We start from the raw sequence: 13,558 nt of genomic DNA, 5'->3' as shown, positions 1-13,558 counted from the left end.
TGGTGGAAGAACCGCCAGCTCGAGGAGGTCCGCCGGTGATCCACGAGGTCGACGAGGCGCTGCGGCGGCTGGTGAAGGACGAGGCGCTGCGCGGCAGCGAGGTCGACATCGCCTTCGAGGCGCCCACGAAGGACTGGGCGGCCCGGCGCAACGCACCCACGGTCAACATCTACCTCTACGACGTGCGCGAGGACATGCGCCGCCGCTCGCGCGGGCTGCTCAGCGAGTACGACCAGCGCGGCCAGATCGCCGCGCGGCACCTGCCGCCCAAGCACGTCAAGCTGTCCTACCTGGTCACCGCGTGGACCCAGCGCCCGGAGGACGAGCACCGCGTGCTGTCGGACCTGCTGCTCGGCCTGCTGCGCCACGAGGCCGTGCCGCCCGAGGTGCTCTCCGGTTCGCTGGCCGAGATGGGACTGCCGGTGCCGATGACCGTCGCGCTGCCGCCGCCGGAGGACCGCGCGTTCGCCGACGTCTGGACCGCGCTCGGCGGTGAGCTCAAGCCGTCGCTGGACGTCGTCGTGTCGGCGCCGATCCACAGTGGACGCGTCTACCCCGCCGGGCCGCCGGCGAAGGAAGGCCTCAAGCTCGACACCGGCGGCGACCGCGTCGGGCACCACGTGTCCGACGCCGGCGCGGTCGACGGGCAGCGCCGGGTCGCCATGGCGCGGGACCACCGGAAGTCCCGGTGAGCCAGGGGTACCTGTTCGAGCGGGTGGCCGGGCTCGAGCAGCGCATTCGCGACGCGGTCGACAGCCGGCGCGCGGCCGACCCGAACCCCGACGACCCCTTCCGCGGCCTGTACCTGTCGCACGAGGCGATCGACGCGCTGCTGGAGAGCCACCGGGAGCCGTTCACGCCGTTCGCCGACTCCGTGCCCGAGGGCAGGCTGCGCCCGCTCGCCGACCGCGCGGGCCTCACCGGCGTCGACGTCGAACTGCTGCTGGTCGCGCTGGCGCCGGACCTGGACAGCCGGTTCGAGCAGTTCTACGGCTACCTCAACGACGACGTCACGCGGCGCCGCGCGACCGCGGGGCTGGCGCTGCGGCTGTGCGGGATCCCCGAGGCGTCGGCCGCCGGCCGCGCCCGGCTCGACGCGGACTCCCCGCTGCTCACCTGCGGCCTGCTCGTCGTGGGCGACGACGACCGGCCGTTCCTCTCGCGCACGCTGCGCGTCCCGGACCGGGTGGTGAACCACCTGCTCGGCGACGACCGGCTCGCGCCCGAGCTCGCCGGTTTCGCGCACCTGGGCACCGAGCTCGTCGAAGTGCCGGGCTCCGACCGGCTCGCCCGCGCGATCCGCGACCGGGTCGAGCTGGTCTACCTCAAGGAGCACCCCGGGGGCGGCGCCGAAGAGCTCGGCGTCGGCGCGCTGGCCGCGGCCGGGTTCCCGGCGCTGGTGGTGGACGCGGCGCGCTGGCAGGCCGAGCTCGAGCTGACCCCGTCGCTGCGGCGGGAAGCGTTGCTGCGCGGCGCCGGGATCGTGCTCGGCCCGGTGGAGGACCCGCGGCTGGAGGACCTGGCCCACCCGGCGGTCCCGCTGGTCGTGCACGGCACCGGGGCGTGGGACCCGCGGTGGAGCGCGACCGCGCCGCTGCAGCTCGACGCCTCACCCCTGCCCGCCGCCCGGCGCGCGGAACTGTGGCGCAGCCGCCTCGAGGGCCGGCTCGCCCCGGACGTCGACCCGGGGGAGGCCACCGCGCACTTCGTGCTGGGGCCGGGGCAGATCGCGCGCGCGGCGAAGGCGGCGTCGGTGACCGCGCTGGCCGACGGCGGCCTGGTCCGGACGGCGCACCTGCGCGCGGGCGCACGCAGCCAGAACGCGGCCGGCCTGCAGCGGCTCGCGCGGCGGATCGAACCGGCGGTCGGCTGGGCCGACCTGGTGCTCCCGGCGGGGGTGCTGTCGCTGCTGGACGAGCTGGCCGCGCGGGCGCGCTACCGCGACCAGGTGCTCGACGAGTGGCGGATGCGGCCGGGTGGCGGGCGCGGCCGGGGCGTGACGGGGCTGTTCGCGGGTGACTCGGGGACCGGCAAGACGATGTCCGCCGAGGTCGTGGCCGCGTCGCTGGGGCTGGACCTGTACACGGTGAACCTGGCGACGGTGGTGGACAAGTACGTCGGCGAGACGGAGAAGAACCTCGAGCGGATCTTCACCGAGGCGTCCGGGGTCAACGCGGTGCTGCTGTTCGACGAGGCGGACGCGATCTTCGGCAAGCGGTCGGAGGTCCGCGACGCCCACGACCGGTACGCCAACATCGAAAGCGCGTACCTGCTGCAGCGGATGGAGACGTTCGACGGCATCGCGGTGCTGGCGACGAACCTGCGGGCCAACCTCGACGAGGCGTTCACCCGGCGGCTCGACGTGATCGTGGACTTCCCGCTGCCCGACGTCGAGCTGCGCCACCGCCTGTGGGACCGCTGCCTGGGCACCCGGCTGCCACGCGCGTCGGACCTGGACCTGGGGTTCCTGGCGGGAGCGTTCGAGCTGGCGGGCGGCCACATCCGTTCGGCGGCGGTGACGGGCGCGTACCTGGCGGCCGAGGCGGGCCGCCCGGTGGCGATGAGCGACCTCGTCGGCGCGGTGGCGCGGGAGTACCGCAAGCTGGGCCGGCTGTGCCTGGACCGCGAGTTCGGGCCGTACCTGGCGCTGGTGACGGAGGGCTGAGCTGCCCGTTCGGGCAGGTTTCGCTGCCCAAGCGGCCGCGCCCGCCAATCTGGTGCGGCGGTCGTCGTCGCGGCAAGCTGAACGGGCGGCGGAGGGAGCGGCCATGCGCGGGCACAGTCACGAGAACGACGTCGAACCGAGTCTCCGGCCACGGGGCGACCGGGTATCGCAGGACTCGCTGAGCACGCTCGGCCGAGCGGCGGCGGCCGGCCGATCGGACGTCCTGGGTCCGGCGGGGATGCTGGACTTGCAGCGCGCGGTGGGCAACGCGGGGACTGCTTCGCTGATGGAGGAGGAGCGGTCGCCGGTCCACGACGTCGTCTCGTCGGGTGGCGGTTCGCCTTTGGACTCCTCGACGCGGGCGGACATGGAGTCCCGGTTCGGCGCGGACTTTTCCGACGTCCGGGTTCACACCGACGGGGCGGCGCACGAGTCGGCCAAGTCGGTGAACGCGCAGGCTTACACGGTGGGGTCGAACATCGTGTTCCAGCGGGACAAGTACGACCCGTCTTCGGCCGGTGGGCAGCACATGCTGGCGCATGAGCTGACGCATGTGGTTCAGCAGCGCAGTGGGCCCGTGGAGGGGACCGATGCCGGGGGCGGGGTCAAGGTTTCGGATCCCTCGGACCGGTTCGAGCGCGAGGCGGTGGCGAACGCGGACCGGCTGATGTCCGCGCCTGCGCCGGCACCGGCGGTCCAGCGTTGCGAGGACGGCGGGCACGCTGCTTCGGACGAGCCGGCGGCTGTGCAGCGCGAGGAAGCTCCTGAAGCCGAAGAAGGCGCCGAGGAGAAGATGGCGCAGACGTACGTGCAGCGTGAGGAAGAGACCGAAGAAGAGGCCTCTTAGTTCCCCGAGCAGTTGGCTCGTCGCCATTGGCGCACGAACATCAGTCGCTCGCCAGCCATGTCAGGTGATTGGCCAGCGTGCTCCTATCCCAGTCCGGCATGCGGACCTCCCACCGGTGGACGGCGACCGTGCCGTCGGCGTCGACCTGCCACGTGCAGAACGCCAACGCTCCGTCGGTTTCGGAGACCGGTGCGACGAGGCCATTGATGCCCGCCGCGACCTCCGTACCCACGACACGGCCGAGGGCGGCAACGTCGTCCAGCAAGTGCGCCAAGCCTCCGTGGTAGCGGATCAACAGTGTCGCGATGTCTCGTCGCGTCAGCGACGGGCCGGTGAGACGCCAGAACTCGGCCAATTCCGCACGGTCGTCCAGCCGCAGCACACGGCCGCCATCTTCGATTGCGAAGCCGTACGGCGTCATCGACGGATCAGTGAACACATCGAGCTCGACATCATAGATCTGCCAGCCCGACGGCGAAATCGTCGCGAGGCTGACCCGCCAACGCCAGCGGTGGCTCTCGACCACCAGATCGTCCACGTCTTCACGAACGTTCACGATTTCGTCATCCGGCAACAGCAGGTGCTCGCCGACGAGGCGGCGCGCGTGTTCCACGGTGCTCATTCCCCGAACTCCCGTTTGACGAGTCGCTTGACCAACTGGACGTTTGCGCGTTGATCCAGCAGACCCTTCACCTCGTAGCCGTATTTGCCCTCTACGAGTTGGCGCATCTTCTCGTCCGTGTCTGCGTCCAGCAGCTTCCCGTAGTTTTTGTCCCTGGCCACCCTTTCCCGGGCAGCCGGGCTCAACCGCAGGAGGAAGTTTCGTTGCACGCTGAAGGCCTGGAACTCCTTTTCGAACCTGGCCAAATTGCCGCCGAACTGTTCCTGCAGCGAGTGCGTGCCTTCGTGGATGATGCTCGACGCCACTTCATTGATCGACCGTCCCATCTTGACGAACATCTGGTTGCGTCGGCCATCGTAGAGCCCATTGCCTTCCAATGGCCTGTCACGGTGGTTGATGAGACGCGTTCCCTCCTCCCGGCCGTAGACGGCGAGCAGCGACTCGCGACTGAGTGTCCAGATGTTAGGTCCGAGTGTGCCGACGAACGTGCGCCACGCCGGACCGAGGTGCCGTTCGATTTGCATCCGGATGAGCGCAAGGTCGACAGAACCCAAGCGCTTCTTGTCGGCTGCGGCGTTCGCCAGGCGGAGGGTCATCTCCACATCGTCGGCCGGGTTGAGTTCATCCAGGTCGTGCGCGTTGAACCGGGTAGCATACTCGACCACCATGGCGCCGAGTTGCGCCAGTTGTGTTTCAAGTCGTTTGGCGGCGTTGTTGTCACCGCGTTCGGCCCGCGCACCGGTCTTCTCGACGAGAATCGCGTATTCGCGCAGTTTCGCCAGCTCGCCGAGTTGTTCGATGGCCTGCGGTGCGCGGCGCCGGAGCTGCGCGGCGGCGAAGTCGATACGGCTGACCATGCGGCCCGGGTTGTTCGACGCCATCGTGAGTTGGAACGGCGGTCCCGGTGCCGCGGTGAGCTCGTGGGAGGCGCCTTTCATCCCGATGATCTTCTTCACCGGCGCGAACAGCGATGCGACCTTGTCCTTGGCCTTTCGCCCAACTCCCTTGAGCTTCGACCAGACCTTCTTCCCCGCCTTGACGACGGTCCCCACCACGGAGTCGATCACCTTGCCCACCGGGGCCTGGACCTTCTCCAAAACCGACTTGATCTTCTCCGAAATCCCACCCAGCCCGAGCAAGCTCGCCAAGAACCCCAAAACCATCGGCAACGCCTTGGCCAGCGTCCGCTCGATCAACCCGGCCACCGCACCCGCGCCACCTCGGGCGATCGACTCCACCGAGTCCAGAACCGAGTCCACGAACTCCTTGATCTGCGCTGCCTTCTCCACGAAGAACATCACGATGTCGTAGATCGCCTTGCAGGCCTTGATGAACGCCGCCGCGGGGTTGAGCAGGGAAATGATCCACGTGATCCCCGCCTTGACGATCTTCTCGATCACGAATTCCTTGATCTGGCCGAGCACCAGCTCCTTCAGATCGCCCAGCTTTTCGACCACCCACCGCCACAGCCCCGGCACGCCTTCGGTGATGAGGATCTTGACCACGTCCAGGGTCTGCTCCAGCTTGGCCAGCACCGGCTCCGGGATGAACCGCAGGATCCGCGCCCGGACGCTCGCCCAGGTCAGGCCCAGGATCGACAGGACCATCTTCAAGATGCCCTTCGCGTCCAGCGCCTCCGGGATCTCGATGCCCGCGCTCGCCAGGTTGCCCAGCAGCCACCCCTTCAGGCCGTCCTTGAGGTGCTGGACGATGTTCGCCCCGAAGTTCATCACCCCGGTCTTCACCGCGTTGACCAGGTTGCCCAGGAACTCGATCGGCTTCCGGATGATCAGCTCGACCGCGTTCGCGGCGCGGGACAGCACCCCGAGCAGCATGTTCTTCAGCGAAAGGATCGTCTCGATCGCGCCGCCGACCGCCTCCTTCGCCTTGCTCCACAGGCCCTTGTTCTCCGCCTGCAGCGCCTTGATCTCCTCGTCGACGGCGTTGCGTGCCTCGGTGTACTTCTGGGCCAGGTCCTCGACCAGCGCCTGCTGCTTCTCGTCGACCGACTTCTCCAGGTCGTCGAACTGCCCGCCGAACTCCTTCGCCGCCTCACCCGCGATCTTGCGCAACGCCGGCGACTGCGACTCCACCTTCTGCTTGACGCGAGAGCGGCCGTCGGCGATCAGTTGCTTCGCCTCGCCCAGCTTCTGGCCGACGAAGTCCGCGATCTCGCCGATGACCCCCTGCATCTTGACCTCGTAGACCTTCTTGGCCTCGAGGAACAGGTTGTTCGCTTCGGCGGGCAGGTCGGCGAACAGGTCGTACGCCCAGCGCGCCGCGCCGGTGATCCCGTCGTAGCGCTCGTTCTTGTAGCGCTTCATGCGGGCCTGGTGGTCGGCGGTGAACGCGGCCTTGGCCTGCGCCTCGCCCGCCTCGAACTTCTTGGCCACCTGGTCGTCGAGCGCACCCAGCACGCCCTCGACCTTCGTCTTCGTTTCGTCGAAGATCGCCTTGATCTCGCCGGTGATCCGCGCCCGGTCCTGCTCGTCCTTCGTCTTCGTGGCCGACTTGGCCGCCTGCCCGCGCTGGGCCGACGACGACCGGGCGCCCGTCATGCCCGCCACGGCGGCCTGTCCGGACGCCTGCGCCGCGCCGGTGACCGCCGCCAGCTGCCCGGCCTCCGACGAGCGGACCGCCGCCGGTGCCGACGCCGTGTGCTGCTCGCCCTCCTGCTTCGCCGCCAGCGCGCCGGTGAACTCCGGCTCGTTGGACTGCGCCAGCTGCTCGTCGGTGACGCCCGCCGCGGCCATCGCCCCGTGCGTCTCGCACTGGTCGGCACGCAGGTCGGTCTGCTCGGGCGGGGCCTTGTCCGGGGTGGCCTTGCGCGGGTCCGGCGGCGCCAGCGCGGGCGGGGCCGGGGCCGGCGGCAGCGGGGTGACCGGCTTTTCGACCGCGCGGCTGGGGTCGGGCGCCTCCTTCGTCCGGTCGGTGACGTCCTTGGCCGAGGCGTCCTTGCCGCTGGTGACCTTGCCCAGCACCTCGGCCTTGACCTGGTCGGCCTTGCCGGAGGAGGCGAACTTTTCGGCTTCGTCGAGGTTCTTCGGCGCCTGCTTGGCGATGGCGGCGTTCACCGCGGCGATGAACGCCGCCTTGTCGAACCCGGCCGGTTTCGCCGCCGCCATCTTGTCCGCCTGGGCGGCCTTGGCCTGCGCGTCCTTGTCGTCGGCGGGTGCGACCGCGGCGTCCTGCGCCTTCTTTACCTCCGCGCCGGCGGGCGGGTGCGCCTTCGCCGACTTCGCCTGCGCGCCGACGTCCTTCGTCAACGACTGGAACTTCGGGTCGGCCGCGGGCGTGACCCCGGCGGGCGCGACCGGGGGAGCGGGACAGCCCTGCCGCTGCAACGCGACCAGCCCCGACACCGCGGCATTGCCCGCGGAAGCCTGCAGCCGCAGCAACGCGGGCGGCGTCGCCCGGCGCGCGGGCCCGGCCGCCCGCACGGGCTGCGCGGACGGTTCCCGTGGCGCCTTGTCCCGCCGCGTCGGCATGAGTCCACTCTCGGCCCGCGGCGGCGGGTTGCCAACGGCCGGACGGGCGGCCTGGCGTGCCCGAACGGGCAGCTGCCTTTAAGGGCAGAGATCGGTTCCCGCGGGCCTATCCGAGCGGTCGTACCGCCGCGGGCGCGCGGGCAGCACGATCGCTGGAGTCAAGACTTGTGCGTCGACAAGGGAGGCCCGCATGCCCACCTATCTCACGCCGGGGGTGTACGTCGAGGAGATCGAGGCGGGCGCACGGCCGATCGAGGGCGTGGGCACCGCCGTTGCCGCCTTCGTCGGCTTCGCGGCGGACGGTCCCTTCAACACCCCGACCCTGGTGTCCAACTGGGGCCAGTTCACCCAGACCTTCGGGGACTTCGTCGAAGGCTGCTACCTGGCCCAGTCCGTCTACGGCTACTTCCTCAACGGCGGCACCAACTGCTACATCGTCCGCGTCGGCGGCTCGCGCGCCCAGGACAACGGCTCCGCGCCGAAGCAGCTCACCGCGCGCCAGGCCGTGCTCGGCGGCTACCGCTTCGTCGCCAAGGAACTGCCCGAGGGCAAGCAGACCGGCGAGATCACCGTCGAGGTGGCCGACCCGACCGGCGACAACCCCGCCGACGACCGGTTCACCGTGCTCGTCAAGCAGGACGGCAAGGTCGTCGAAACCCACAACGTGACGACCAAGCGCACCAAGGAGAACGTCGTCACGGCGGTGCGGGAGAAGTCCAGCTACATCACCGTCGAAGAAGCCGGCGGCGCGGTCGCCAAGCCCGAGAAGGGCACCGCGACGCTCACCGCGCCGCCCAAGGAACCGCAGGAGCCGCCGGTGCCGCGCCGGGTCGCGGCCGGCGACTACGTCGGCGACGTCGCCGACCGCACGGGGTTCGGCGGCCTCGAAGCGATCGACGAGATCACCATGGTCGCGGCGCCCGACCTGATGGCCGCCTACCAGCGCGAGCTGCTGGACCTCGACACCGTCAAGGCCGTGCAGCTGGCGATGATCGCCCACTGCGAGCTGATGGGTGACCGGATGGCGATCATCGACCCGCCGCCGTCGCTCAACCCGCAGGAGATCCGCAGCTGGCGGATGGACGCGGCGGGCTACGACTCGAAGTACGCCGCGCTGTACTACCCCTGGGTCCAGGTGCTCGACCCCGCCACCGGGACCAACACGTACATCCCGCCCAGCGGCCACATGGCCGGCGTCTGGGCCCGCACCGACGCCACCCGCGGTGTCCACAAGGCACCGGCCAACGAGGTCGTCCGCGGCGCGCTCGCCCTCGAGACGCACCTGACCAAGGCCGAGCAGGAGCTGCTCAACCCGATCGGCGTCAACTGCGTGCGGTCGTTCTCGGGCAAGGGGATCCGGGTGTGGGGCGCGCGGACGCTCTCGAGCGACCCGGCGTGGCGCTACCTCAACGTCCGGCGGCTGTTCAACTACCTCGAGGAGTCGATCCTCGGCGGCACGCAGTGGGTCGTGTTCGAGCCGAACGACGACGCGCTGTGGGCGCGGATCCGGCGCACGATCAGCGCGTTCCTGGTCATGGAGTGGCGCAAGGGCGCGTTGTTCGGGCTCACCCCGGACGAGGCCTTCTTCGTCAAGTGCGACCGCGAGACCAACCCGGCCGAGGGGATCGACCTCGGCCAGGTGATCTGCGAGGTCGGCATCGCCCCGGTGAAACCGGCGGAGTTCGTGATCTTCCGGCTGGCCCAGATGTCCGGCGGCACCAGCCTCGTCAACGAGTAGTGAAGGGACTCCACCATGGCACTTCCCGACCTTGACAAGGCGGTCGGCCACTCCTTCGGGCTCGAGATCGACGGCGTCCAGATCAAGCAGATCTCCGAGGTCTCCGGCCTCAAGATGGAGCAGGACGTCATCGAGCTCAAGCAGAACACCGTCGACGGCAAGTACGTCATCAAGAAGCTGCCCGGCCGCCCCAAGGCGGGCGAGGTCACGCTGACCCGCGGCCTCACCGAGGACAACAGCTTCGAGAAGTGGGTCAAGGACGCCCACTTCGGCAAGATGGCGACGGCCCGCAAGGGCGGCGCCATCATCGTCTACGACTACGAGGGCACCGCGCTCAAGCGCTACAAGCTCACCAACGCGTGGCCGAAGAGCCTGGAAATCGGCTCGCTGAAAGCCGGCGACACGAGCGTCCTCACCGAAAAGCTCGTCATCACCTACGAGCAGATGGAAGTCGAGTGAGCCCATGCGCAGGGTGATGGCGTCGGCGCCGGAAGCTCCCGTTGCTTCGGATGAACCGCGCACCGAACGGCCGAAGCTGCGGACGGAGTTCGCGTTCGAGCTCCCGCGCGGGTACGTCGACGACGAGGGCAAGGTCCACCACTCCGGGGTGATGCGCCTGGCCACCGCGCGGGACGAACTCGTCCCGCTGCGCGACGACCGGGTGCGCGAGAACTCGGCGTTCCTGACGGTGGTGCTGCTGGCCCGGGTCGTCACCCGGATCGGCGACATCACCGACGTGCACGCCGGGGTCATCGAGAACCTGTTCGCCTCGGACCTGGCGTTCCTGCAGGACATGTACCGCCGGATCAACAGCGAGGGCCACACCAGGGCGGGCGTCGCGTGCCCCGAGTGCGGCCACAGCTTCGTCGTCGACGTCGCCGGTGGCCGCCTGGGGGAATCGTGACGTACGCGGCCGGCCGGCTGCACGAGGAAGTCGCGTACGTCGCCTACCACCTGCACTGGTCGCTCGACGACATCCTCGACCTCGAACACCCCGACCGGTTGACCTACGTCGCCGAGATCGCCCGGATCAACACCCGGATGAGCCAGGGACGGTGACGCTGCGATGTGGTGGAACAGGAAGGAGACGAGTCCTGCGTCGGTGCCGGTGACCCGCGCGGAATGGCGCGGGGTGCCGCCGATCCAGCGCGTTCTGGACGAGCACCCGCTGGTCAACCCGGTCCAGCGGTTCAGCGGGTCGTTGACGTCCTGGCAGAGCCCGGCCTACCTCGAGCCCCTCGGACACCGGGTCGGCGCCGACGAGCCGGCCGGCGTCATCGGCGACCTCGCCCGGCCGCGGACGCTCGAGACGCCGACGCCCGCGATGCCGGTGGTGCAGCGGGCGACCCGCAAGCGGACCGGGCTGTCCCGGCTGTGGGGAGCGTCGGTGCAGCGCGAGGTTTCCCCGGAGGCGCCTTCGGAGCCGGTGTTCGTCCCGGAGTCCGTGCCGGAGGAGCCGGTGCCGTCGCTGGTGTTGCCGGCGGTGGCGGCACGCGAGGAGGTCCGGCCGCTGACGTCGGCCCAGACGGTCGTCCCGCCGGTGCGGACCGTCCAGGCGATCACGGAACAGTCCCCTGTGGACGCTCCGGAAGTCCCCGCGCCCGAACCGGTGCTGCCGGTCGTGGCGCGGGTCGAGCAGGCCGCGCCCCGACGGCTCGGGCTCGGCGCGCCGATCGTGCCGGACGGCACCGAGCCGACGGTGGCGCGGATTGCGGACCCGTCGCCGGAGGTGACGTCCCCTCGAACGCCGGTCAACACGTTCCGCCCGCTCGAAGCCCCGGAGATCCGATCCGGGACGGCGGAGCCGCCCGGGCCACCGGGCGGCTCGACGAGCGTTTCCCCGCCACCGGAATCACCTCTGCCGGTGGCGCGAGCCGTTGAGCCGCCGGTCCTGCCGACACGGACGGACGCTCCGCCGCCCCTGAGCCGGGCGGTGCAGGAGCCGGCCTCGCCGCTCCCGGTCAGCCGAGCGCTGCGGGAGGCTCCGCTTTCCGGCGAGATCCCCGTGCGAACAGCGCAGGAATCGTCCGTTGCGAGCGAAGTTCCGGCCCTTTCGGTGATGCGAGCGGTGCCGGAGACACCCCATTCGGCCGCGGCGACCGGGAGTGCGGCCCTGCCGGTAGCCCGACAGGTGCAGGGTTCGCCTCTTCCGTCCGCGGCGAGTGAGCCAGTGGATTCTCCCCTGCCGGCCCAGGTGGCCGAGACCGCGGTTGTCCCGACGGTGCGACCGTATGCGCCCCTTCCGGCGACGGCGATCGAGACCCCGGCGCTGCCGGTGGCGCGAGCGGTGCAGGAGCCCTCGCTGCCAGCGGCCGCAGCTCAGCCGGCGAAACCGCCAATGCAGGAATCGCCGCTTCCGGTTGCGCGAACCACCGAAGCACTCCCGGTAAGCCGAGCTGCGAAGGAGCCCCTGCTTCCAGTCACCCGGACGAGCGAAAGCCCGGCCACCCAGTCGGCGCAGGAACCTTCACTTCCGGTGGCACGGTCAGTCGAAACGGTGAAACCACTGGCGCACGAGCCGCCCCTCCCGGTCATCCACACGACCGAAAACGCAGCGCTCCCGGCCGACCCGACCGGCGAACCAGCGGCGCTCCCGGTCAGCCGAGCAGTTGAAGACAACCCACTTCCGGCTGGCCGGCCGAGCGAGACCGCAGCGCTCCCGATTAGCAGGGCGGTCCAAGACTCCCCACTTCCGGCCGGCCGGCCGAGCGAGACCGCGCCCCTCCCGGTCAGCAGGGCGATCCAAGACGCCCCACTTCCGGCTGGCCGGCCGAGCGAGACCGCGCCCCTCCCGATTAGCAGGGCGATCCAAGACGCCCCGCTCCCGGCCGGCCGGCCGAGCGATACCGCTGCGCTCCCGATTAGCAGGACGGTCCAGGACTCCCCACTCCTGGCCGACCCGACCACCGAAGCCGCAGCGCTCCCGGTCACCCGAGCGGTCCAGGACTTCCCACGTCCGGACCGGACGAGCGAGGCCGCGGCCAGCCGGGCGGTCCAAGACCTCCCACTCCTCGCCGCCCCGACCACCGGAGCGGCACAAGGCTTCCCGCTCCCGGCCGGCCGGCCGAGCGAGACGGCGGCCGTCACGGTCAGCCGGGCGGTCCAAAGCCTCCCACTCCCGACAGGAGGGACCAGCGAGGCCAGAGCGCTCCCGGCCAACCCGACGAGTGGAACCGCGGCTCTCTCGATCAGCCGAGCGGTCCAAGACCTCCCGGCCAACCCGACAAGCGGAACCACGCCGCTACCGGTCAGCCGAGCACTGGATCACCTCACCCTCCCGGTGACACCAAGAGCCGAGCAACCCCTCACGGTCGCGCGAACCCTCGACGCTTCACCCCTCATGATCCCCCCGCTGCCCACCCGACCGACCGCAGCAGGCCCGATGCACCGCACCGACAGCGAACCCCTCTCGGTGGCCCGCGCGGTCGAAACACCACCGGCGCCGATCACCCACAACAGCGAACCGCCGATCCTCCTCCCGCTGGCGAGAACCCACGAGGAACCCACCCCGCCGGCACCGAGCAGCCAAGACCCACCAGCCGTCCAGCGCGCCCCGGAGCCGGCACCAGCGCCGGAACCCGCGCCCGCCCCGGCGGCGCCACCAGCGGCTCCGCCCACTCCGCCGCCGGAAACCGAAGAACTCGTCAAGAAGCTCTTCGACCCGCTCCTGCGCCGCCTCAAGACCGAACTCCGCCTCGACCGTGAGCGCCGGGGCGCGCTCACCGATCGCCCGCACTGAAGGAGATGCCGATGCCGGACACCGAAGAGGCCGTCGCCGTTTGCTACGTCGTCAAGCTGGACGACAAGAACCTCGGCAACCTCGGCGCGTTCTCCAGCTGCGACGGCCTGGGCTGCGAGTTCGTGATGGAACAGCGGGAAGAAGGCGGCAACAACGGCATGGTCTGGCAGCTGCCGACCCGGATCAAGTACTCGAACATCAAGCTGTCGCGCCCGGTCACCGAGGCCAGCGCCCAGATCACCAAGTGGTTCGCCAGCCTGGCGAGCGGCATCGAACGCAAGACCGCGACCATCGAGGCCCGCACCCTCGAAGGCAAGGTGATCGCCAGCTGGGCCCTGGAAGGCGTCGTCCCGGTGCGGTGGAGCGGGCCGCAGCTCTCGCCCGACTCGCCCAAAGTCGCCACCGAAACCCTCGAACTGGCCCACCACGGCTTCCTCAGCCCGGCGAAGAAGGGCTGAC

The 13,558-nt window shown here is 70.4% G+C and carries 12 protein-coding genes; 9 read left to right on the top strand and 3 right to left on the bottom strand.

What is annotated here, in order from left to right:
- Nucleotides 1–35: 35 nt before the first annotated feature.
- From ACERZO_RS14590 to ACERZO_RS14580, 3 genes are all read left to right on the top strand, one after another.
- The gene (locus ACERZO_RS14590) at nt 36–692 is read left to right on the top strand and encodes a DUF4255 domain-containing protein (RefSeq protein ID WP_372665163.1); all 657 of its coding nucleotides are present in this window, start codon (nt 36–38) and stop codon (nt 690–692) included.
- Nucleotides 689–2,665: an ATP-binding protein gene (locus ACERZO_RS14585; protein WP_372665162.1), complete on the top strand. Its 1,977-nt coding sequence runs from the start codon at nt 689–691 to the stop codon at nt 2,663–2,665. Before ACERZO_RS14590 ends, ACERZO_RS14585 begins: the two co-directional genes overlap by 4 nt.
- 103 nt (nt 2,666–2,768) lie before the next feature.
- Nucleotides 2,769–3,512 (top strand): eCIS core domain-containing protein, encoded by a 744-nt coding sequence (locus tag ACERZO_RS14580; RefSeq protein ID WP_372665161.1) that lies wholly within the window; start codon nt 2,769–2,771, stop codon nt 3,510–3,512.
- Nucleotides 3,513–3,552: 40 nt separating this feature from the next.
- Here ACERZO_RS14580 and ACERZO_RS14575 read toward each other — a convergent pair whose 3' ends face one another.
- On the bottom strand, nt 3,553–4,134 hold the full coding sequence (locus tag ACERZO_RS14575; protein WP_372665160.1) for a hypothetical protein: 582 nt from the start codon (nt 4,132–4,134) through the stop codon (nt 3,553–3,555).
- Nucleotides 4,131–7,622 (bottom strand): phage tail protein, encoded by a 3,492-nt coding sequence (locus ACERZO_RS14570; RefSeq protein ID WP_372665159.1) that lies wholly within the window; start codon nt 7,620–7,622, stop codon nt 4,131–4,133. The genes ACERZO_RS14575 and ACERZO_RS14570 overlap by 4 nt, the downstream gene beginning before the upstream one ends.
- Before the next feature lie 190 nt (nt 7,623–7,812).
- Here ACERZO_RS14570 and ACERZO_RS14565 point away from each other — a divergent pair, with 190 nt between their 5' ends.
- From ACERZO_RS14565 to ACERZO_RS14550, 4 genes are read left to right on the top strand one after another with little or no spacing between them, the layout of a single operon-like run.
- Complete coding sequence (locus ACERZO_RS14565) at nt 7,813–9,360, top strand: phage tail sheath family protein (protein ID WP_372665158.1); 1,548 nt, start codon at nt 7,813–7,815, stop codon at nt 9,358–9,360.
- Nucleotides 9,361–9,375: 15 nt separating this feature from the next.
- Nucleotides 9,376–9,819 carry a phage tail protein gene (locus ACERZO_RS14560; protein ID WP_091311556.1) on the top strand — a complete coding sequence of 148 codons (444 nt, stop codon included), beginning with the start codon at nt 9,376–9,378 and terminating at the stop codon, nt 9,817–9,819.
- Nucleotides 9,820–9,823: 4 nt separating this feature from the next.
- Entirely contained in the window at nt 9,824–10,264 is a 441-nt protein-coding gene (locus ACERZO_RS14555) for a hypothetical protein (protein WP_086682604.1), read from the top strand.
- Nucleotides 10,261–10,419, top strand: a complete 159-nt coding sequence (locus ACERZO_RS14550; protein ID WP_086682608.1) for a DUF6760 family protein — start codon at nt 10,261–10,263, stop codon at nt 10,417–10,419. The genes ACERZO_RS14555 and ACERZO_RS14550 overlap by 4 nt, the downstream gene beginning before the upstream one ends.
- 165 nt (nt 10,420–10,584) lie before the next feature.
- On the opposite strand, the gene ACERZO_RS14545 is transcribed toward ACERZO_RS14550, so the two are convergent.
- Nucleotides 10,585–10,923, bottom strand: coding sequence for a hypothetical protein (locus tag ACERZO_RS14545; RefSeq protein ID WP_372665157.1), 339 nt, complete (start codon nt 10,921–10,923; stop codon nt 10,585–10,587).
- 1,819 nt (nt 10,924–12,742) lie between these two features.
- Here ACERZO_RS14545 and ACERZO_RS14540 point away from each other — a divergent pair.
- Nucleotides 12,743–13,099, top strand: a complete 357-nt coding sequence (locus tag ACERZO_RS14540) for a hypothetical protein (RefSeq protein ID WP_372665156.1) — start codon at nt 12,743–12,745, stop codon at nt 13,097–13,099.
- An 11-nt stretch (nt 13,100–13,110) separates the two neighbouring features.
- The gene (locus ACERZO_RS14535; protein WP_086680386.1) at nt 13,111–13,557 is read left to right on the top strand and encodes a phage tail protein; all 447 of its coding nucleotides are present in this window, start codon (nt 13,111–13,113) and stop codon (nt 13,555–13,557) included.
- Nucleotide 13,558: the final 1 nt, after the last annotated feature.

The organism is Amycolatopsis kentuckyensis (genome assembly GCF_041679295.1).
GTDB lineage: Bacteria > Actinomycetota > Actinomycetes > Mycobacteriales > Pseudonocardiaceae > Amycolatopsis > Amycolatopsis kentuckyensis_A.
This window is presented reverse-complemented; position numbering and strand designations above follow the sequence as displayed.

Coding starts and splice junctions, on each gene's coding strand:
- ACERZO_RS14580 (WP_372665161.1), top strand. CDS start 2,769: ATGCGCGGGCACAGTCACGAGAACGACGTCGAACCGAGTCTCCGGCCA.
- ACERZO_RS14575 (WP_372665160.1), bottom strand. CDS start 4,134: ATGAGCACCGTGGAACACGCGCGCCGCCTCGTCGGCGAGCACCTGCTG.
- ACERZO_RS14570 (WP_372665159.1), bottom strand. CDS start 7,622: ATGCCGACGCGGCGGGACAAGGCGCCACGGGAACCGTCCGCGCAGCCC.
- ACERZO_RS14565 (WP_372665158.1), top strand. CDS start 7,813: ATGCCCACCTATCTCACGCCGGGGGTGTACGTCGAGGAGATCGAGGCG.
- ACERZO_RS14560 (WP_091311556.1), top strand. CDS start 9,376: ATGGCACTTCCCGACCTTGACAAGGCGGTCGGCCACTCCTTCGGGCTC.
- ACERZO_RS14555 (WP_086682604.1), top strand. CDS start 9,824: ATGCGCAGGGTGATGGCGTCGGCGCCGGAAGCTCCCGTTGCTTCGGAT.
- ACERZO_RS14540 (WP_372665156.1), top strand. CDS start 12,743: ATGCACCGCACCGACAGCGAACCCCTCTCGGTGGCCCGCGCGGTCGAA.
- ACERZO_RS14535 (WP_086680386.1), top strand. CDS start 13,111: ATGCCGGACACCGAAGAGGCCGTCGCCGTTTGCTACGTCGTCAAGCTG.